This is a genomic window from Pseudomonas sp. KB_12, assembly GCF_052114545.1.
GTDB lineage: Bacteria > Pseudomonadota > Gammaproteobacteria > Pseudomonadales > Pseudomonadaceae > Aquipseudomonas > Aquipseudomonas brassicacearum.
Genome location: NZ_JBFREY010000016.1, coordinates 69,825 through 89,208 on the forward strand (window position 1 = coordinate 69,825; position 19,384 = coordinate 89,208).

General features: G+C 61.9%; 19 protein-coding genes and 1 pseudogene. 14 read left to right on the forward strand and 6 right to left on the reverse strand.

Annotation, left to right across the window (positions count from 1 at the left end; translation table 11 throughout):
• Positions 1–334: 334 nt before the first annotated feature.
• Both AB4Z20_RS15245 and rph read right to left on the reverse strand, forming a co-directional pair.
• On the reverse strand, positions 335–703 hold the full coding sequence (locus AB4Z20_RS15245) for a DUF4870 domain-containing protein (RefSeq protein WP_013694558.1): 369 nt from the start codon (positions 701–703) through the stop codon (positions 335–337).
• Positions 704–734: 31 nt separating this feature from the next.
• Positions 735–1,457 carry a ribonuclease PH gene (rph, locus tag AB4Z20_RS15250; RefSeq protein ID WP_003177262.1) on the reverse strand — a complete coding sequence of 241 codons (723 nt, stop codon included), beginning with the start codon at positions 1,455–1,457 and terminating at the stop codon, positions 735–737.
• A 275-nt stretch (positions 1,458–1,732) separates the two neighbouring features.
• Here rph and AB4Z20_RS15255 point away from each other — a divergent pair, with 275 nt between their 5' ends.
• From AB4Z20_RS15255 to AB4Z20_RS15280, 6 genes are all read left to right on the forward strand, one after another.
• Positions 1,733–2,596 (forward strand): YicC/YloC family endoribonuclease, encoded by an 864-nt coding sequence (locus AB4Z20_RS15255; protein WP_253470400.1) that lies wholly within the window; start codon positions 1,733–1,735, stop codon positions 2,594–2,596.
• Between the two features lie 10 nt (positions 2,597–2,606).
• On the forward strand, positions 2,607–3,227 hold the full coding sequence (gene gmk, locus AB4Z20_RS15260; RefSeq protein WP_003206877.1) for a guanylate kinase: 621 nt from the start codon (positions 2,607–2,609) through the stop codon (positions 3,225–3,227).
• A gap of 167 nt (positions 3,228–3,394) precedes the next feature.
• Positions 3,395–3,658: a DNA-directed RNA polymerase subunit omega gene (gene rpoZ, locus AB4Z20_RS15265; RefSeq protein WP_003177259.1), complete on the forward strand. Its 264-nt coding sequence runs from the start codon at positions 3,395–3,397 to the stop codon at positions 3,656–3,658.
• Positions 3,659–3,718: 60 nt separating this feature from the next.
• Complete coding sequence (spoT, locus tag AB4Z20_RS15270; RefSeq protein WP_053190083.1) at positions 3,719–5,824, forward strand: bifunctional GTP diphosphokinase/guanosine-3',5'-bis pyrophosphate 3'-pyrophosphohydrolase; 2,106 nt, start codon at positions 3,719–3,721, stop codon at positions 5,822–5,824.
• Between the two features lie 24 nt (positions 5,825–5,848).
• Complete coding sequence (locus tag AB4Z20_RS15275; protein ID WP_003206880.1) at positions 5,849–6,229, forward strand: RidA family protein; 381 nt, start codon at positions 5,849–5,851, stop codon at positions 6,227–6,229.
• Between the two features lie 55 nt (positions 6,230–6,284).
• Positions 6,285–7,025 carry a hypothetical protein gene (locus tag AB4Z20_RS15280; protein ID WP_253470402.1) on the forward strand — a complete coding sequence of 247 codons (741 nt, stop codon included), beginning with the start codon at positions 6,285–6,287 and terminating at the stop codon, positions 7,023–7,025.
• A gap of 51 nt (positions 7,026–7,076) precedes the next feature.
• On the opposite strand, the gene AB4Z20_RS15285 is transcribed toward AB4Z20_RS15280, so the two are convergent.
• Positions 7,077–7,976, reverse strand: a complete 900-nt coding sequence (locus AB4Z20_RS15285; protein WP_253470404.1) for a DMT family transporter — start codon at positions 7,974–7,976, stop codon at positions 7,077–7,079.
• A 64-nt stretch (positions 7,977–8,040) separates the two neighbouring features.
• Between AB4Z20_RS15285 and AB4Z20_RS15290 the strand changes: the two genes are divergently transcribed.
• The gene (locus AB4Z20_RS15290) at positions 8,041–8,166 is read left to right on the forward strand and encodes a hypothetical protein (protein ID WP_320389623.1); all 126 of its coding nucleotides are present in this window, start codon (positions 8,041–8,043) and stop codon (positions 8,164–8,166) included.
• Between the two features lie 56 nt (positions 8,167–8,222).
• Here the strand turns inward: AB4Z20_RS15290 and AB4Z20_RS15295 are convergent, their stop codons facing one another.
• Positions 8,223–9,080 (reverse strand): SDR family oxidoreductase, encoded by an 858-nt coding sequence (locus AB4Z20_RS15295; protein ID WP_258689902.1) that lies wholly within the window; start codon positions 9,078–9,080, stop codon positions 8,223–8,225.
• A gap of 188 nt (positions 9,081–9,268) precedes the next feature.
• On the opposite strand from AB4Z20_RS15295, the gene exbB reads away from it, so the two are divergent.
• The 6 genes from exbB to AB4Z20_RS15325 all read left to right on the forward strand — a co-directional run bounded on the left by exbB (position 9,269) and on the right by AB4Z20_RS15325 (position 16,256).
• Positions 9,269–10,267 carry a tonB-system energizer ExbB gene (gene exbB / locus AB4Z20_RS15300; protein WP_442090172.1) on the forward strand — a complete coding sequence of 333 codons (999 nt, stop codon included), beginning with the start codon at positions 9,269–9,271 and terminating at the stop codon, positions 10,265–10,267.
• 6 nt (positions 10,268–10,273) lie between these two features.
• A complete protein-coding gene (gene exbD / locus AB4Z20_RS15305; RefSeq protein ID WP_003206888.1) occupies positions 10,274–10,702 on the forward strand; it encodes a TonB system transport protein ExbD in 429 nt (142 codons plus the stop codon).
• A complete protein-coding gene (locus tag AB4Z20_RS15310) occupies positions 10,699–11,454 on the forward strand; it encodes an energy transducer TonB (protein WP_442090173.1) in 756 nt (251 codons plus the stop codon). Before exbD ends, AB4Z20_RS15310 begins: the two co-directional genes overlap by 4 nt.
• A 319-nt stretch (positions 11,455–11,773) precedes the next feature.
• Positions 11,774–12,694, forward strand: a complete 921-nt coding sequence (locus AB4Z20_RS15315; RefSeq protein ID WP_072343175.1) for a hydrogen peroxide-inducible genes activator — start codon at positions 11,774–11,776, stop codon at positions 12,692–12,694.
• Between the two features lie 9 nt (positions 12,695–12,703).
• Positions 12,704–14,779 (forward strand): ATP-dependent DNA helicase RecG, encoded by a 2,076-nt coding sequence (gene recG / locus AB4Z20_RS15320; RefSeq protein ID WP_253470414.1) that lies wholly within the window; start codon positions 12,704–12,706, stop codon positions 14,777–14,779.
• Between the two features lie 79 nt (positions 14,780–14,858).
• Entirely contained in the window at positions 14,859–16,256 is a 1,398-nt protein-coding gene (locus tag AB4Z20_RS15325; protein WP_253470415.1) for an aminoacyl-tRNA deacylase and HDOD domain-containing protein, read from the forward strand.
• A gap of 166 nt (positions 16,257–16,422) precedes the next feature.
• On the opposite strand, the gene AB4Z20_RS15330 is transcribed toward AB4Z20_RS15325, so the two are convergent.
• Complete coding sequence (locus AB4Z20_RS15330) at positions 16,423–16,800, reverse strand: helicase (protein ID WP_442090174.1); 378 nt, start codon at positions 16,798–16,800, stop codon at positions 16,423–16,425.
• A 524-nt stretch (positions 16,801–17,324) separates the two neighbouring features.
• Between AB4Z20_RS15330 and AB4Z20_RS15335 the strand changes: the two are divergent.
• Positions 17,325–17,707: pseudogene (locus tag AB4Z20_RS15335) on the forward strand (DUF6124 family protein).
• A 727-nt stretch (positions 17,708–18,434) separates the two neighbouring features.
• Here the strand turns inward: AB4Z20_RS15335 and tagQ are convergent.
• A complete protein-coding gene (tagQ, locus tag AB4Z20_RS15340; RefSeq protein WP_253470416.1) occupies positions 18,435–19,373 on the reverse strand; it encodes a type VI secretion system-associated lipoprotein TagQ in 939 nt (312 codons plus the stop codon).
• Positions 19,374–19,384: the final 11 nt, after the last annotated feature.

The window sequence follows — 19,384 nt, forward strand, 5'->3', positions numbered from 1 at the left end:
GGGGCGAACTTTTTACCTGGACACGCCTCTTGAACAAGTTGATTGTCTCAACACTGATTGGCTTTGAATTCAAGGACCTTCAATGGTCTGAATATATCGAAATATTTCTGGAGGAATATAACTTGGCGCAACTCTATCAATCGAAGTGTCTTATTGCCAAGCATAGAGACCGCACTAAAACTGTGCAGTTGTGACTAGAAGTGTAAGAGCGGAATATGCGCACACTCACTCGCTACGCAATGGAAGACTGCACATAAAGAGAAACATTCATGACTTCAAAAAAGACAATGCCCCGATAAGCCGGGGCATTGTCCTTGAATCGCAGCGCTGATCGTTATTTGACCAAGCGCCAGGTAAACGGATACCGATACGGCTGCCCTTCATTGGCCTTCACGCCACCAATGATCGTCAGCACCAGCGCACCGATGGCCACCAGGCCGAACAGGAAGAAGCCGATCACCACGACCATCAGCAGCAGGCTGATCGCCGAGGCAATCGCCACGGTGATCTGGAAGTTCAGCGCTTCCTTGCCCTGGGCATCGATGAACGGGTCGGACTCACGCTTGAGCTGCCAGAGCACCAGCGGCCCGATCAGCGTGCCGAACGGAATCCAGATCCCCAACAAGGCGGACAGGTGACAAAACATTGCCCATTGACGCGCCTCTTTGCTCGGCTGGGGCAGTAGGATTTGCTCATCACTCATGACGCTCTCCTTGTCTTGAAGCGGGAATCGATCAGTCAGCCAAGGCGGCCTTTTGCAGTTCGAAGATTTCGTTCATGCCTTTCTTCGCCAACTCCAGCATAGCGTTCAATTCTTCCGGCTGGAACGGTGCGCCCTCGGCGGTGCCCTGGACTTCGATGAAACCGCCGGCACTGGTCATGACCACGTTCAGGTCAGTCTCGGCAGCGGAGTCTTCCAGGTAATCCAGGTCCAGCACCGGCTCGCCCTGGTACATGCCCACGGACACAGCGGCGATCATTTGCTTGAGCGGGTCGCCGCCCTTGAGGCCGCCGCGCTTCTTGATCACTTTCAAGGCATCGACCAGGGCGACCATAGCCCCGGTGATGGAGGCAGTACGGGTACCGCCGTCGGCCTGGATCACGTCGCAATCGACATACAGCGTTACGTCGCCCAACTTGGACATGTCCAGGGCAGCACGCAGCGAACGGCCGATCAAACGTTGGATTTCCAGGGTACGGCCGCCTTGCTTGCCACGGCTGGCCTCACGCTGGTTCCGCTCACCGGTGGCGCGCGGCAGCATGCCGTATTCGGCCGTCAACCAGCCCTGGCCCTGACCCTTGAGGAACCGTGGCACGCCGTTTTCGACACTGACAGTGCAGATGACTTTGGTATCACCGAATTCGACCAGTACAGATCCCTCGGCGTGTTTGGTGTAGTTGCGGGTAATGCGGATCGAGCGAAGCTGATCGGCAGCGCGACCACTTGGACGTTTCATAGGGAATACCTGTACGGAGGACGGAAAACTGCCGAGCATTATAGAGCCGTGAATCGTCATAGGGCAGTTAAACGTCGCTCGGTTCTAAAAAGCCGGCGCGAGCGAGGCCGCGCAAAGGCCCGCCCGACGGGCTGCTGCGCTTTGTCGCAAGCGCGGTTGGGGGCATGCGCTTCACTGCGCTACAATCCTGCGCCTTTGCTGCCCTTCGGCTTTTATTCACAGATTCCAGGCCCCACGACCACCCGTTGTGGCCGCCTGCATTGCGAGGATCCTCCATGGTGCACAGCATGACCGCCTTCGCCCGCGTCGAAAAAGCCGGGGCCCAAGGCACGCTGAGCTGGGAACTGCGCTCGGTCAACAGCCGCTACCTGGAGCCGCACCTGCGCCTGCCCGAGTCTTTCCGCGACCTCGAAGGCGGCGTGCGCGAGGCGCTGCGCCAGGGCCTGTCCCGGGGCAAGCTGGAATGCACCCTGCGCTTCACCGAAGAAAACACTGGCAAAGCCTTGCAGGTGGACCGCGAGCGCGCCGCGCAACTGGTCGCCGCCGCCGAAACCGTCGCCAGCCTGATCAAGCACCCTGCCGCCCTGAACCCACTGGAAGTCCTGGGCTGGCCCGGCGTGCTGGTGGGTGACGCGAGCGACCCGCAGGCGCTGAACGCCGAGGCGATGGCGCTGTTCAATGAAGGACTCAAGGAACTCAAGGCCGGCCGCGAGCGCGAAGGTGCGGAGCTGGCCCGGCTGATCAACGAGCGCCTGACCTCCATCGAAGAAGACGTCAGCACCCTGCGCGAACTGGTCCCGCAGATGCTCGCCACCCAGCGCCAGAAGGTCCTCGACCGCTTCACCGACATGAAGGCCGAGCTGGACCCGCAACGCCTGGAACAGGAAATGGTCATGCTCGCGCAAAAGAGCGACGTGGCCGAAGAACTGGATCGCCTGAGCACCCACATCATCGAAGTTCGCCGGGTGCTCAAGTCCGGCGGTGCGGCCGGTCGCCGCCTCGACTTCCTGATGCAGGAGCTCAACCGCGAGGCCAATACACTGGGCTCCAAGGCCTTCGACCCGCGCAGCACCCAGGCGGCGGTCAACCTCAAGGTGTTGATCGAACAAATGCGCGAACAAGTGCAAAACATTGAGTAAGGCTAACGACATGACCCACAGCACCGGCACCCTCTACATCATTTCCGCGCCCTCGGGCGCCGGCAAGACCAGCCTGGTCAAGGCACTGATCGATGCCGAACCGCAGATCCGCGTCTCGGTCTCGCACACCACCCGCGCCATGCGTCCGGGCGAAGTGAATGGTGTGAACTATCACTTCGTCGACCGCGAAGAGTTCGTGAAGATGGCCGAACACGGCGACTTCCTGGAGCGCGCCGAAGTTTTCGGCAACCTTTATGGCACTTCACAAAGCTACTTGCAGCAGACCCTGGACGAAGGTCACGACCTGATCCTGGAAATCGACTGGCAAGGCGCCGAGCAGGTGCGCAAGCTGATGCCCCAGGCCCGTTCGATCTTCATCCTGCCGCCGAGCCAGCAGGCCCTGCGCCAGCGCCTGACCAACCGTGGCCAGGACAGCGACGACATCATCGAGGGCCGGATGCGCGAAGCGGTCAGCGAGATGAGTCACTACGTCGACTATGATTACCTGATCATCAACGACGATTTCGCCCACGCGCTGGACGACCTGAAGGCGATTTTCCGCGCCAGCCAGCTGCAGCAGAAACGCCAGCAGCAACGTTTCGGCAAATTATTGGCCGAATTGTTGGGCTGAACAGCTCTTCCCAAAACCGCTGCGACGGCTTTACATTGGTAGTCGCAGCGCGCCGAGGGGTTTGGTTAAAAAATCAGCGCTTCCCTAAACGCTGGTGTTTTTTTAAACTGTCGAGTCCGCTCGCCCAACCGGGCAGCGCGCATATTGCATTCGCTCCGAGGAATACCATGGCCCGCGTAACCGTTGAAGACTGCCTAGAACACGTGGAAAACCGCTTTGAGCTGGTCATGCTCTCTACCAAGCGTGCCCGTCAACTGGCCACCGGTGGCAAAGAGCCGTTGGTCCAGTGGGAAAACGACAAGCCTACCGTAGTAGCGCTGCGTGAAATCGCCGAAGGCCTGATGAGCTACGAGTTCATCGCCAACGCTGAAATCGTCGAAGACGAACCGCTGTTCGCAGCGTTCGAGGACGAGTCCAACGAGGCGGTCTAAGCCTATGCCTGGTCGACGTAGCACGGCGCGGGGTCACAGCAAACGGCAGGAGTCATCATCATGCCGAGCATAGACGCCCTCGCCGATCGCTTATCGGCCTACCTCGGCACGGACCAGGTCAACCTGGTCCGCCGAGCCTATTTCTACGCCGAACAAGCCCACGACGGCCAACGCCGCCGCAGCGGCGAGGCGTACGTCACGCATCCCCTTGCGGTGGCGAATATTCTTGCCGACATGCACATGGACCATCAGAGCCTGATGGCGGCGATGCTGCATGACGTGATCGAAGACACCGGCATTGCCAAGGAAGCGCTGCAAGCGCAGTTCGGCGAAACCGTGGCCGAACTGGTCGACGGGGTCAGCAAGCTGACCCAGATGAACTTCGAGACCAAGGCCGAGGCCCAGGCCGAGAACTTCCAGAAAATGGCCATGGCCATGGCCCGCGACATTCGCGTGATCCTGGTCAAGCTCGCCGACCGCCTGCACAACATGCGCACCCTGGAAGTGCTGTCCGGCGAAAAACGCCGGCGCATCGCCAAGGAAACCCTGGAAATCTACGCCCCCATCGCCAACCGCCTGGGCATGCACGCGATCCGCATCGAGTTCGAAGACCTCGGTTTCAAGGCCATGCACCCGATGCGTTCGGCGCGGATCAACCAGGCCGTCAAGCGCGCCCGGGGCAACCGCAAGGAAATCGTCAACAAGATCGAAGAGTCCCTGAGCCACTGCCTGGCCATCGACGGCATCGAAGGCGAAGTCAGCGGGCGGCAGAAACACCTCTACGGCATCTACAAGAAAATGCGCGGCAAGCGTCGGGCCTTCAACGAAATCATGGACGTCTACGCGTTCCGGATCATCGTCGACAAGGTCGATACCTGCTACCGCGTGCTGGGCGCTGTACATAATTTGTACAAACCGTTGCCGGGGCGCTTCAAGGATTACATCGCGATCCCCAAGGCCAACGGCTATCAGTCGCTGCACACCACGCTGTTCGGCATGCACGGCGTACCCATCGAAATCCAGATCCGCACCCGCGAAATGGAAGAGATGGCCAATAATGGCATCGCCGCTCACTGGCTGTACAAATCCAGCGGTGACGAACAACCCAAGAGCACCCACGCCCGTGCCCGGCAGTGGGTCAAGGGCGTGCTGGAAATGCAGCAGCGTGCCGGCAACTCCCTGGAATTCATCGAGAGCGTGAAGATCGATCTGTTCCCGGACGAGGTCTACGTCTTCACGCCCAAGGGCCGGATCATGGAGCTGCCCAAAGGCTCCACGGCCGTGGACTTTGCCTATGCGGTGCACACCGACGTCGGCAACAGTTGCATCGCGTGCCGGATCAACCGCCGCCTGGCACCGTTGTCCGAACCGCTGCAAAGCGGCTCCACGGTTGAAATCGTCAGCGCCCCGGGCGCACGACCCAACCCGGCATGGCTCAATTTCGTGGTCACCGGCAAGGCCCGCACCCATATCCGTCACGCCCTGAAACTGCAACGCCGCTCCGAATCCATCAGCCTCGGCGAACGCCTGCTGAACAAGGTGCTGAACGGTTTCGACAGCTCGCTGGACAAGATCCCGGCCGAGCGCGTGCAACTGATGCTCCACGAATACCGTCTCGAATTGATCGAAGACCTGCTCGAAGACATCGGCCTGGGCAATCGCATGGCCTACGTCGTTGCCCGTCGCCTGCTCGGCGAAGGCGAACAGTTGCCAAGCCCCGAAGGCCCGCTGGCGATTCGCGGCACCGAGGGCCTGGTGCTCAGTTATGCCAAGTGTTGCACGCCGATCCCGGGCGACCCGATTGTCGGCCATTTGTCCGCCGGCAAAGGGATGGTCGTGCACCTGGACAACTGCCGCAACATCAGCGAAATCCGGCACAACCCGGAAAAATGCATCCAGCTCTCCTGGGCCAAGGATGTCACCGGCGAATTCAACGTCGAGCTGCGGGTCGAGCTGGAGCACCAGCGCGGCCTGATCGCCCTGCTGGCCAGCAGCGTCAATGCCGCCGACGGCAATATCGAAAAAATCAGCATGGATGAACGCGATGGCCGCATCAGCGTCGTTCAATTGGTGGTCAGCGTACACGACCGTGTGCACCTGGCCCGCGTGATCAAGAAACTGCGCGCCCTGACCGGCGTTATCCGCATCACCCGCATGCGCGCGTAGCCCATTCGTTATCAGGAGTCATTCATGACCAAGACTGTTATCACCAGCGACAAGGCCCCGGCCGCCATCGGTACTTATTCCCAGGCGATCAAGGCTGGCAACACCGTGTACATGTCGGGCCAGATTCCACTGGACCCCAAGACCATGGAGCTGGTGGAAGGCTTCGAAGCCCAGACCGTGCAGGTGTTCGAAAACCTCAAGGCCGTGGCCGAGGCCGCCGGTGGTTCGTTCAAGGACATCGTCAAGCTGAACATCTTCCTCACCGACCTGAGCCACTTCGCCAAGGTCAACGAGGTGATGGGCAAGTACTTCGACCAGCCTTACCCTGCCCGCGCCGCCATCGGCGTGGCTGCCCTGCCCAAGGGCGCTCAGGTTGAGATGGATGCCATCCTGGTCATCGAGTAATAAGGCCGGCGCAGCCTCCCCCGCTGCGCCGTTTTCGTCTTGAAAGGATTCCACCATGCGCAAAGCGCTTGCTCTCTCGCTGGCTGCCCTGCTTCTGGGCGGCTGCGCCAGCGACCCTGCCGACCGTGACATCAGCGGCACCTGGATCAACCAGGCAGCCATCGACGCTGCCGCCAAGGGCGGCCCGCTTCGCGAAGCGCTGCAGGGCTATGGCCCGAACCTGGAATGGGACGTCAACACCCGGGCCGGCCAGGCGCGCTACACCAACGGTTTTGAAAACGTCGAAGGCAAATTGCTGGGCGAAGAAGACGGCGCCTGGAAAGTCGATTTCTACGGCAGCTCCGCCAGCGAACTCAAGCGCGACGGCGACCAGTTGAGCCAGGCCGCCACCGAGAACGAACCGCAGCAGGTCTTCGATCGCGCACAAGTCCAGGTCCCGGAAGGCGCGCCCATCGGTGCCAGTTTCGAGCGTGCGCTGTATGCCGCCTACCTGGGCGGCACCTGGAACATCGCCAGCGGCCCCGGCCAGGGCGCCACCGTGCAATTCCAGCCCGACGGCCAGGTCAGCGGCCTTCCGGGTGCCGATCGCTATGCCTTGTGCCTGGCCGGCGATTGCGCCTCCATGAGCGGTGGCAACGACAACATCTGGCTGCAACAGAACGGCCAGGGCAACACCTGGATCTTTGCCCGCGACGGCAAGAAGCTGGAGATCTTCCAGACCGTCAACGCCGCGCTGGCCGATGAAATGCCTTCGTTCACGCCGGGCACTCGGCAGTGGTTGCTGGAAAAGCAGTAAGAGACAGGGCGCCTTGAAGTAACTGTACGAGCGCCCCCTCCCGGCAAAGGTTCACGCGCGAGACGGAACTGGCTTTTTTCTACCCAGGCGGATCAGCTCATTGGAGAAACACAGCCCAATGATGATCAGCAGTGCGCCCGGGTACAGGCTTTCGCGCGGCACCTCATTGAGCACAACAAATGCCAGCAGTGCGGCGAACAGCGGCTCGGTCAGCTCCAAGGCTTGCACCTGGGATGGCTTGAGGTACTCGATTGCCTTGGTGGTGCAGAAAAAACCGAGGATGGTCGGCAGCGCGGCCAACGCCAGCAGTGCGCCAATCGCCCAGGGCGACAGCTCACCGATCACAAAGCCGTCGGCCGAAGCCGGCATCAGCAAGTACAGGCTGCCGAAGAACAGCAACTGACGAGTGAAGTGCAGCCCACCGGACACGCCCATCCGCTTCATGGCTACCGAAAACGCCCCATAGCCGCAGCCCGCCATGGACGCGAGCGCAACGCCCTGGAGCGTGAAGCCCTGCTGCAGATCGGCGCCAAAGATCACCGCGATTCCGGCGATCGCCAAGGCGGCACCCACAGTGGCGTTCGCGGTGATCGGATCCTTGAGGATTATGCGTCCGAGCACAATCGAGGAAATGGAAGCACTGGCCATCAGCATCACGACTACACCCGCCGCAGCGTAATGCCGATAGGCAGCCGTTTCGAAGTGGAACAGCACAAAGATACCGAGAAACGCGCAGATCGCCGCCTGGGTCCATTTGGCCGTCGTCGCCGGACGCTTGATAAACAGCAGCAAGGCCGAGAGCAGCAGACAACCCAGGACCGTCTTTATGACGGCGACACTGCTGGCGGTGAAACCATTGCTCATGAGCACTTTGCTGAGCACGCCTATCGTGGCGTTAAGTGCGGCGGCGGAGAGTGCAAAGATAACGCCTTTGCTGAAACTGGCTTGCATTGATGACGGTCCTTGTCGCTGTTAGGTCGTTCGACAGGATGTTGGCCCACCGACGACGCAAAAGATGACTGAAACGGTTGCGGGTGGCCTGCAGATCACTCTTGGCTTCGGCAAGCAGCGGTTAATGCTCGGCGAGCTCGATGAACCAAGTCAAGACCTGGAAGGTACTCAGGGCGGCAAGAGCCCATAGAGAACTAGCCCTTGGCGCCGAACCCCATCATCGAGCACATGCCGAGCAGGCCCGTGTCAGCAGCGCCCTTCCAGAATCGCCGCATACCCCTCGCGAAAACTCGGATACCGCGGCGTCCATCCCAAGGCCTTCGCCCGGGCATTGCTGCAGCGCTTGCTGCCGGCACGACGCACGCTGGCGTCTTCGGCCCACTGGGTGACGCCCATGTATTCACGCAACCAGCCCACCACCTCGGCCAGCGGCGCAGGGGCGTCGTCGACGCCGATGTAGCAATCGTCCAGCACCTGGCCCTGGCGATCGGCCTCCAGCAGGAACGCCAGCAAGCCGGCCGCATCATCGGCGTGGATGCGATTGGCGTACAGCGGCGGGTCGATCACGACGCGATAGCCTTGGCGCACCTGGCTCAGCAACCATTCCCGACCCGGCCCATAGATGCCGGTCAGGCGCACGCGACTGGCCGGGATGCCACTGTCCAAGGCCACTTGCTCGGCTTCGAGCATCAGGCGACCGGAATACCCGCCGGCCACGGTTGGCGAAGTTTCATCCACCCATTCGCCCTGCTGTTGCCCATACACACTGCTGCTGGACACAAACAGCAGACGCTTGGGCTGCTGCCCATGCTGCTTCAACCAGCTCAACACGTGCTGCAACCCCTCGACATAAGCCGTGCGATAACCCGCTTCGTCATGGTCGGTGGCCGCGGCGCTGTACACCAGGTAATCCAGTGACCCGGTGGGCCAGGCGGCGGGGCATTGCTCGCTGAACAAATCCCCCGCCACCCCGATGACGCCCGCCGGCAGGTTCGAAACCGTGCGCCGCAGGCCATGGACTTGCCAATGTTCGGCCACTAACTGGCTGGCCAGGCGGCCGCCGATATCACCGCAGCCGGCGATCAAAACAGAAGGCGCGGACATCAAGAACTCCTCTGGCAAAGCCGCAGACTAGCCTTCGCAGGGGACGAGCGGCTAGCCATGGGACAAAAAAAGTAACTGTATTACTTTTGTTAACAAGAATTAATTGCAATAATGCCCACCACTTTTGTTCTCGGCCCCCGAGGCCTGGAAGAACATCAACCTTCTTTTTTCTCTCAGGTCCGGCCAGCATGAAACGCTCTCTATCCCCCGCTTCGCCAACCAATCGACCTCGTGCCTGGGGCACGGTAGCCGCCCTGCTGTTCAGCCTGCTGCTGGCACCTGCCGCCGCATTCGCCGATCAAGCGTCCGCTCCCGCAACCACTAGCGAACCCGCTGCAAGCACGCCGCAAGTACCGCGCAACCCTGACGGCAGCGTGGACACCTCGTCACTTCCTCCAGAAGTCCAAAAGGCATTGTCCGAGTTCGGCGAAGCGGCAAAGAAGATGGAAGAAGAACAGCAAAATGCCGACAACTCCCTGGGCATGGCCCACGACCTGTCGCCATGGGGCATGTACAAGAACGCCGACATCATCGTGAAAATCGTGATGATCGGCCTGGCCATCGCCTCGATCATCACCTGGACCATCTGGATTGCCAAAGGCTTCGAGCTACTGGGTGCCAAGCGTCGCTTGCGTGGTGAAATCGCCGCCCTGAAAAAAGCCACCACCCTCAAGGAAGCCAGCGCCACCGCCGCGAAGGCAGGCACTCTTGCCAACCTGCTGGTGCATGACGCACTCGAAGAGATGCGCCTGTCGGCCAACAGCCGCGAGAAAGAAGGCATCAAGGAGCGCGTGAGCTTCCGCCTCGAGCGCCTGGTCGCCGCCTGTGGTCGCAGCATGAGCAGCGGCACCGGCGTGCTCGCCACCATCGGCTCTACCGCGCCATTCGTCGGCCTGTTCGGCACCGTGTGGGGCATCATGAACAGCTTCATCGGCATCGCCAAGACCCAGACCACCAACCTCGCCGTCGTCGCACCCGGCATCGCCGAAGCCTTGCTTGCAACGGCCTTGGGCCTGGTCGCAGCGATCCCGGCCGTCGTGATCTACAACGTTTTCGCCCGCTCCATTGCCGGCTACAAGGCCCAGGTCTCCGATGCTTCGGCCGAAGTCCTGCTGCTGGTCAGCCGTGACCTCGACCACCAGCCGACCGAGCGCAGCTCGCAACCGCACATGGTGAAAGTGGGGTAATCGGCCATGGGCCTGCATTTGAAAGAAGGCGCAGACGACGATCTGGCCGAGAACCACGAAATCAACGTCACGCCGTTCATCGACGTGATGCTGGTGCTGTTGATCATCTTCATGGTGGCCGCCCCGCTCGCCACCGTGGACATCAAGGTTGACCTGCCAGCGTCGACGGCCAAGCCTTCGCCACGGCCGGAGAAACCGGTGTTCCTCAGCGTCAAGGCTGACCAGCGGCTGTTCCTGGGTGAAGACGAGGTCAAGGCCGAAACCCTCGGCGCGACCCTCGACGCCAAGACCCAAGGCAAGAAAGACACGACGATCTTCTTCCAGGCCGACAAAGGCGTGGACTACGGCGACCTGATGAGCGTGATGGACGCGCTGCGGGGCGCCGGCTACCTGAAGGTCGGTTTGGTCGGACTCGAGACGGCGCCCAAAAAATGATCACGACGCGCCAAAAGCTGACGCGTTACAGCGGTAGCCTGGCAGTGGTGCTGGGCGCGCATGCGCTCGCCATCGCCCTGGCGCTGAACTGGACATCGCGCCCGCCCATCGAATTGCCTCCCCAGGCGATGATGGTCGAGCTGGCGCCGGTACCAGCCCCGCCGCCACCGGCACCGCCCAAAGTCGTCACACCGCCGCAACCTCCCGAGCCGGTCGAAGAATTGCCGCTGCCCAAGCTTGCCGAAGCGCCGAAGCCGGAGATTTCCGTGCCCAAGCCGGTCAAGCCCAAGCCAAAGCCGCAACCGCCCAAGCCCAAACCGGTGGAGAAAAAGCCCGAGCCGCCGAAGGAACAGCCGTCGGAGCAGAAGCCCAGCGACACCCCGCCAACCCAGTCAGTGGCCGAGAAGTCCGCGCAACCGGCTCCTGGCCCGTCGCCTGCACAATCGGCTGCCAAGGCCAATTGGCAGGGCACGCTGCTGGCGCACCTGGGCAAGTACAAGAAGTACCCGCCCAGGGCCCAGCAGATGAACAAGGAAGGCACCAACCGCCTGCGTTTCGTGGTGGATGCCGAAGGCAACGTGTTGTCATTCGAACTGGTGGGCAGCTCCGGCACGGACTCGCTGGACAAGGCCACCCTGGAAATGATCCGCAAAGCCCAACCGCTGCCCAAGCCACCGGCCGAGCTGCTGACCAACGGCACCATCGAACTGACGGCACCGTTTGTGTACTCCATCGACAAGCGCCGGCGCTGATCCCAATTACCAGCCCCTGTAACAGGGGCTTGCTGTTCCTGGTAAGCGTTTTGGAGCACAGGGGATTGGGAGCAAAGCCATCTGTGGAGCCAGGGCATCTGTGGGAGCAAAGCTTGCTCGCGATACAGGCACCTCGGTTCCAGCGAACACCGCGTTAACTTCATCGCGGGCAAGCCTTGCTCCCACAGAAGCTCCACATTCTTAAATAATCCCTGACCACACAGACATTGGACAGTGTCACACCCCGCCCCCAGTCTGATAACGTGCGTCTATCGATTGCAGCCGGTATGCTTGGCTCGCAACTTCACGGACGCTCGCCATGACCCTCACAGAATTACGCTACATCGTGACCCTCGCCCAAGAGCAGCATTTCGGCCATGCGGCCGAGCGTTGCCACGTCAGCCAGCCGACGTTGTCGGTGGGCGTGAAAAAGCTTGAAGACGAACTCGGTGTGCTGATTTTCGAGCGCAGCAAAAGCGCCGTGCGCCTGACCCCCGTGGGCGAAGGCATCGTGGCCCAGGCACAAAAGGTCCTGGAGCAGGCCCAGGGCATTCGCGAACTCGCCCAGGCCGGCAAGAACCAACTGACCGCCCCGCTGAAAGTCGGCGCGATCTACACCGTCGGCCCGTACCTGTTCCCGCACCTGATTCCGCAACTGCACCGGGTCGCCCCGCAGATGCCGTTGTACATCGAAGAAAACTTCACCCATGTGCTGCGCGACAAGCTGCGCAACGGCGAGCTGGACGCGATCATCATCGCCCTGCCGTTCAACGAAGCCGACGTCCTGACCCTGCCGCTCTACGACGAACCGTTCTACGTCCTGATGCCGGCCCAGCACCCCTGGACCCAGAAAAAGACCATCGACGCCGCCCTGCTCAACGACAAGAGCCTGCTGTTGCTCGGCGAAGGCCACTGCTTCCGCGACCAGGTGCTCGAAGCCTGCCCAACCCTGACCAAGGGCAGCGAAGGCGCCAAGCACACCACGGTGGAGTCCAGTTCCCTGGAAACCATCCGCCACATGGTCGCCTCGGGCCTGGGCATTTCGATCCTGCCGCTGTCGGCGGTGGACAGCCATCATTACTCCCCGGGCGTGATCGAAGTCCGCCCGCTGACGCCGCCCGTGCCGTTCCGCACCGTCGCCATCGCCTGGCGCGCCAGTTTCCCGCGGCCCAAGGCCATCGAGATCCTCGCTGACTCGATCCGTCTGTGCTCCGTGGCCAAGCCGCCCGCTGGCAAGTAAGCCACGGCCATGACGGAGCTGTCGAAAGTGCCGGTCACGACACTCAAGGGTGTCGGTGAAGCCATGGCCGAAAAACTGGCCAAGGTCGGCCTGGAAAACCTCCAGGACGTGCTGTTCCACCTGCCCCTGCGTTACCAGGACCGCACCCGTGTGGTGCCTATCGGCCATTTGCGCCCGGGCCAGGATGCGGTGATCGAAGGCACCGTCAGCGGCGCCGACGTGGTCATGGGTCGTCGGCGCAGCCTGGTGGTACGCCTGCAGGACGGCACCGGCGGGCTCAGCCTGCGCTTCTATCATTTCAGCAATGCGCAAAAGGAAGGCCTCAAGCGTGGCACCCGCGTGCGCTGCTACGGCGAGGCACGGCCCGGTGCGTCGGGGCTGGAGATCTATCACCCGGAATACCGCAGCATTACCGGTGACGAACCGCCGCCCGTGGATGAAACCCTGACCCCGGTCTATCCGCTCACCGAAGGCCTGACCCAACAACGTCTGCGCCAGCTCTGCCAACAAACCCTGACCCTGCTCGGCCCCAGCAGCCTGCCCGACTGGCTGCCCACGGAACTGGCCCGGGATTACCACCTGGCGCCCCTGGCCGACGCGATCCGCTACCTGCACCATCCGCCCGCCGATGCCGACGTCGACGAACTCGCCCTCGGCCATCACTGGGCCCAGCATCGCCTGGCGTTCGAAGAACTGCTGACCCATCAACTGTCGCAGCAACGCCTGCGCGAAAGCCTGCGTTCCCTGCGCGCCCCGGCCATGCCCAAGGCCAGGGATCTGCCGGCCCGCTACCTGGCCAACCTCGGTTTCGCCCCCACGGGCGCCCAGCAACGGGTCGGCAACGAAATTGCCTACGACCTGAGCCAGCCGGAGCCGATGCTGCGGCTGATCCAGGGTGATGTCGGCGCCGGCAAGACCGTGGTCGCCGCCCTTGCGGCGCTGCAAGCCTTGGAGGCCGGTTATCAGGTGGCGCTGATGGCGCCCACCGAGATCCTCGCCGAACAACATTTCATCACCTTCCAGCGCTGGCTCGAACCGTTGGGCATCGAAGTCGCCTGGCTGGCCGGCAAGCTCAAGGGCAAGAACCGCGTCGCCGCCCTGGCACAGATCGCCGAAGGCGCACCGATGGTGGTCGGCACCCATGCGCTGTTCCAGGACGAAGTGCAGTTCAAGAACCTGGCCCTGGTGATCATCGACGAACAGCACCGCTTCGGCGTGCAACAGCGCCTGGCCCTGCGGCAGAAAGGCGTGGGTGGGCGGATGTGCCCTCATCAATTGATCATGACCGCGACGCCAATCCCGCGGACCCTGGCGATGAGCGCCTACGCCGACCTCGACACCTCGATCCTCGACGAACTGCCGCCCGGCCGCACACCAGTCAATACCGTGCTGGTCACCGACACCCGACGAGTGGAGGTGATCGAGCGCGTGCGTAGCGCCTGCGCCGAAGGGCGGCAGGCTTATTGGGTGTGCACGCTGATCGAAGAGTCGGAAGAACTGACCTGCCAGGCGGCCGAAACCACCTATGAAGACCTCACCGCCGCCCTCGGCGAGTTGAAGGTCGGGCTGATCCACGGCCGCATGAAGCCCGCCGAGAAAGCCGCCGTCATGGCTGAGTTCAAGGCCGGCGCCCTGCAACTGCTGGTCGCAACCACGGTGATCGAGGTGGGCGTCGACGTGCCCAATGCCAGCCTGATGATCATCGAGAACCCCGAGCGCCTGGGCCTGGCGCAGCTGCACCAACTGCGCGGCCGGGTGGGCCGGGGCAGCGCCGCCAGCCATTGCGTCCTGCTCTATCACCCGCCGTTGTCGCAGATCGGCCGCCAGCGGCTGGGGATCATGCGCGAAACCAACGACGGTTTCGTCATTGCCGAAAAAGACCTCGAATTGCGCGGCCCCGGTGAAATGCTCGGCACACGCCAGACCGGTCTGCTTCAATTCAAGGTAGCCGACCTGATGCGCGACGCCGATCTGCTCCCCGCCGTACGCGACGCCGCCCAGGCCCTGCTGGAACGCTGGCCCGACCACGTCAGCCCGCTGCTGGATCGCTGGCTGCGTCACGGGCAGCAATACGGCCAAGTGTGAGCACGCGCTCAGTTTTCAAGACCCGCGTGCCGGACAAGCTGGTTATACTGACCAACTTGTATGAAAACGGATACAGACCATGACAGAAGCTGCCCTCGTCCCCGAAGCCCCGCACGCTCCGTCTGTTATTCGGCTGTTGCTCGAGAAATTGGGCATCGGCTATGACGAAGTACTCGAACGCCCCGGCCTGAACCCAGCCCGCAAAGTACAGGCGGTGTTGCTGCACGATGCCGTTGGCGCGCTGATGGTGCTGTTTCCGCAAAGTCAGCTGCTGGACCTCAACCGCCTGGCCGAACTCACCGGACGCAAGCTCACGGCGGTGCCGACCGAACGCCTGGAGCGCATGCTCGGCAAACATAGCCTGAGCCTGCTGCCCGGCCTGCCGGCGCTGACCAGCTCACCGTGCCTGTACGAAGAAAGCCTGCTGCGCGAACCGAAGTTGCTGATCAACTCCGGTGAGCCGGGGCTGTTGCTGGAAGTCACCAGCGAAGCATTCAAGACCATGCTCACCAAGGCCAGCGCCGCGACGTTCGGCGAAGCCGTGAGCAACATCACCCCCAACCTGGACCGCCCGCACGACGACCGCAAGGAAATCACCCAGGCTGTACAGGCGTTCACCGCCCGGCGTATCCAGCAACGGCTGGAAGAAACCATCGAGATCCCGCCGCTGGCCGAAACCGCGCAGAAAATCATCAAGCTGCGGGTCGACCCCGACGCGACCATCGATGACATCACCGGCGTGGTGGAAACCGACCCGGCCCTGGCCGCGCAAGTGGTGAGCTGGGCCGCCTCGCCCTACTACGCATCACCCGGCAAGATTCGTTCGGTGGAAGATGCCATCGTGCGGGTGCTGGGCTTCGACTTGGTGATCAACCTGGCGCTGGGCCTGGCCCTGGGCAAGACCCTGAGCCTGCCCAAGGACCATCCGCAACACACCACGCCGTACTGGCACCAGTCGATCTACACCGCCGCCGTCATCGAAGGCCTGACCCGCGCCATGCCGCGCGCCCAGCGTCCCGAAGGCGGCCTGACCTACCTGTCCGGCCTGCTGCACAACTTCGGTTATCTGCTGCTGGCCCACGTGTTCCCGCCGCACTTCTCGCTGATCTGCCGGCACCTGGAGGTCAACCCGCACCTGTGCCACAGCTACGTGGAACAGCACCTGCTGGGCATCAGTCGCGAACAGATCGGCGCCTGGCTGATGCGCTACTGGGACATGCCCGACGAACTGGCCACCGCCCTGCGTTTCCAGCACGACCCGCACTACGACGGCGAATACGCCGCCTACCCGAACCTGGTATGCCTGGCCGTACGCCTGCTGCGCTCGCGAGGAATCGGCTCCGGCCCGGACGAGGAAATTCCCGATGCATTGCTCGAGCGCGTAGGCCTGTCTCGGGACAAGGTCAACGATGTAGTCAGCAAAGTGCTGGAAGCGGAAGTGCTGCTGCGGGAACTGGCTTCGCAGTTCAGCCATTGATTGCTGACGCAGGCAGCTGAGCTTTTGTGGCGAGGGAGCTTGCTCCCGCTCGGCTGCGCAGCAGACGCAAAACCTGCCGACGCGATCCGCCTGGAGGACCGCGTCAATCCATTTGGGGCCGCTTCGCAGCCCAGCGGGAGCAAGCTCCCTCGCCACAGGGGAATCACTAGGCTTTAGGCTTCCTCGGCTTCAAATACTTGGTCAGCCCCTGGAACCAGATCACCAGTGCCGGGTTGCCCTTGATCTGGATCGACTTGTCCTGAATCCCCGTCATGAACGCCAGCTGCTTGTTCTTCGCCTGCATCGTGGCGAAGCCATAGGCGGCGTCCTTGAAGGCGATGGCGAACGCAGGCTCCGGGTAAGTGCCGGACTGGCTAGTGATCCGCTGGTTTTTCACCGTGAAATGCCGGGCGACCTTGCCGTCCAGGGTTTGCAGCTGAAACACCAATTCCTTGTCGCCCAACTGCTGCTGGAACGCCGGATTGGTCCGACTGGCCTTGCCCATCAACAACCCCAGCACCCACAGCAGAAAACGAAATTTCATGGGCACAGCCTCGTGATGAAAGATGATTGGCTGGCAGTTTAGCGATTCTTCGGCGAAACGCCATCATCGGAACGCTTTAGCGGAAGATAAGCTGGTTTTCGCGAAAGATGACTGCCAAGTCACAAAACTCAAAAGTAAAAGATCGCAGCCTCCGGCAGCTCCTACGTCGATTTCCGTAGGAGCTGCCGAAGGCTGCGGTCTTTTGATCTTTTTGCTCTCCTGTTCCTCGGACATTTCCTTCAACACGCCGGGCTGTTCATGAACTAGGCGCGGTGGGCGTGGGCCGCTAACCTCTGTTCGTCACCAAAAAACGGTGACACGGACGTGCAAGTCCGACCTGGAGCACAATTGGTTATAGCTATTGGACGAGCATTTTTTTATGCTCGCGCCCCGTTATGGCAACTGTGCGTGGGAGACCTTCGGGTCTGCCGGATACTCCGGGCCGGTCTTGCACACTTACGCACAGTTGCCACCCTTTTCGAATGCAAGCGAGAGGATGTCAGCCCCAATACCGGAAAAATAATATGTTCAAGGTCACTCCCAATCCGCCGCAAAACGGCCACAAATCCCGCGTCCAAGCGCAGGAAGAAAAAAAGCTCGATGACGCCGCCACCCGCGCCCTCGACTACTACCTCAACCCCAAGCCCGCCTCACCGCCCGAACCCGACAGCACCAAGCTGTTCATCGTCGCCCCCCACATCGACACCGAAACCCTGCTGGCCTAGCCTCCGAAGACCTGCTCTCCATCAGCACCATCGCCGCCGACCTGGCTGACGACGTGGATGACTCTCGCCGCTGCGTCGCCCTGGCGATCAGCCGTATGGCCGATGGGGTGCAGTTGTTGGTTGAGCGGGCGTTGGATCATCTGGAAACCAAGGAGGCGGTGGCGCCCGGCGCCAAGGTGTAGAGCTTTGCATTGATGCAGGCTGAACCGGCGCCATCGCGAGCAAGCTTTGCTCCCACAGGTCCTGCTCAAACAGATCTGACGGGGGTACGACCGGGAGAGACAGGTCGTCTGTCAGGCCGCCTCGCGAGCAAGCTTTGCTCCCACAGGTCCTGCTCAAACAGATCTGATGGGTGTACGACCGGGAGAGACAGGTCGGCTATAAGGCCGCCTCGCGAGCAAGCTTTGCTCCCACAGGCCCTGCTCAAACAGATCTGACGGATGTACGACCGAGAGAGCCAGGTCGGCTGTTAGGCCGCCTCGGCGTGGACGTTGATCTCGGCGCCCCGTTAACCACGATGGCCGAACGCAGGTATTGTGGAGTGGGCATCCCGGCATGGATGCCGGGATAGCCGCGCTGGGCCATGGATGGCCCTTCGCGGCGGGCCCACGGAGCAATGCCGGAGTGAGGGCATGCCGAGCCTAAGCGAGGCACCAAGTGGTGGGGCATAAAGCGCTTTGGTTACTTTCGCGCTTTTCGAAAGTGACCCGCTGTAAGAGCGGAACCCTAAGTAGCCGTTACCGCAACAACGGATATGCCCCCAAAAACAACAGTGGGAGCGAGCTTGCTCGCGATGGCGCCGGTTCAGTCGACATGGATGCCAACTGAACCGACGCTATCGCGAGCAGGCTCGCTCCCACAAGGTTTTGGGTTTTGGCTGCTGATCAATGACCAGCAACCATCACTCAATCAAACATTCGGGCAAGGAACCGGTGCCCAGTCGCCCAGGTCCGGGTTTTTGCACATGCTGTTGACCTGAGTGGTACCCGCGCTGGCAACCTGCTTGCTTTCATCCTGCTTGGCCTTGGCGGTCTGCAGGGTTTTCTCGGTGGTCACCGCTTCTTTCGGCACGGTTGGCAGTTCTTTCTTCTTCGCCGGCGTCACTTTCTTCTTGGTCTTGGTGGTGGTCTGAGCCACGACCGGTGTGGTATCGGCAGTGGCCACGGTCACCACGTCAGTACGCTGCACACCCACTTGCTGCAGATCTTTCTCGTAAGCCTGGGTGTAGTTGTTCAGGTCTTCGGACGCTTTACCGTTGACCGCGACGATCAGGTCGTTCGACTCTTTCAGGCCGGCGACGATTTCTGCCAGGCGCTTGCGGCCTTCAGTGTCGTTGACAGTCTTGGCCTTGCGGTCGGCAACCAGTTTGCTGAACGCGTTCTGGTAGCACTGCTGCGACGTCTTGGCGTAGGCCGTGCTGCGGTCGATGTCGGTGACGCTTTTGTTGACGTCGGCGGCGTAGGACGCGATGCGCTGGTTGTCATCGGCGATCTGTTTCTGGCGCTCGGTGTAGTAACCGGCTGCACCACCGGCCAGGGCGCCGCCCGCGGCACCAATGGCGGCGTTGCGGCCACGGTCTTCCTTATCGGCGGTCAGGACGCCCAGCAGTGCACCGCCGACGGCGCCGACGGCCGCGCCGGTGACTACCGACTTGGTCATGTTGCCTTCGGTGGAGCGCAGGTGCTGCACCGGCTCGTAGCAGTTCGGGTAGTACTCGACTTTGGTGCTCGAGGCGACCTTGGAGGTCGGCGACGTGGCGCAGCCGGTCAGCACGGTGCTGAAGCCGACAGCGACCATCAGCAAGTGACGCTTGGAACCCGAAGCAAAAGGTTTACGGGAGAAAAGCATAGTTGTGTTCT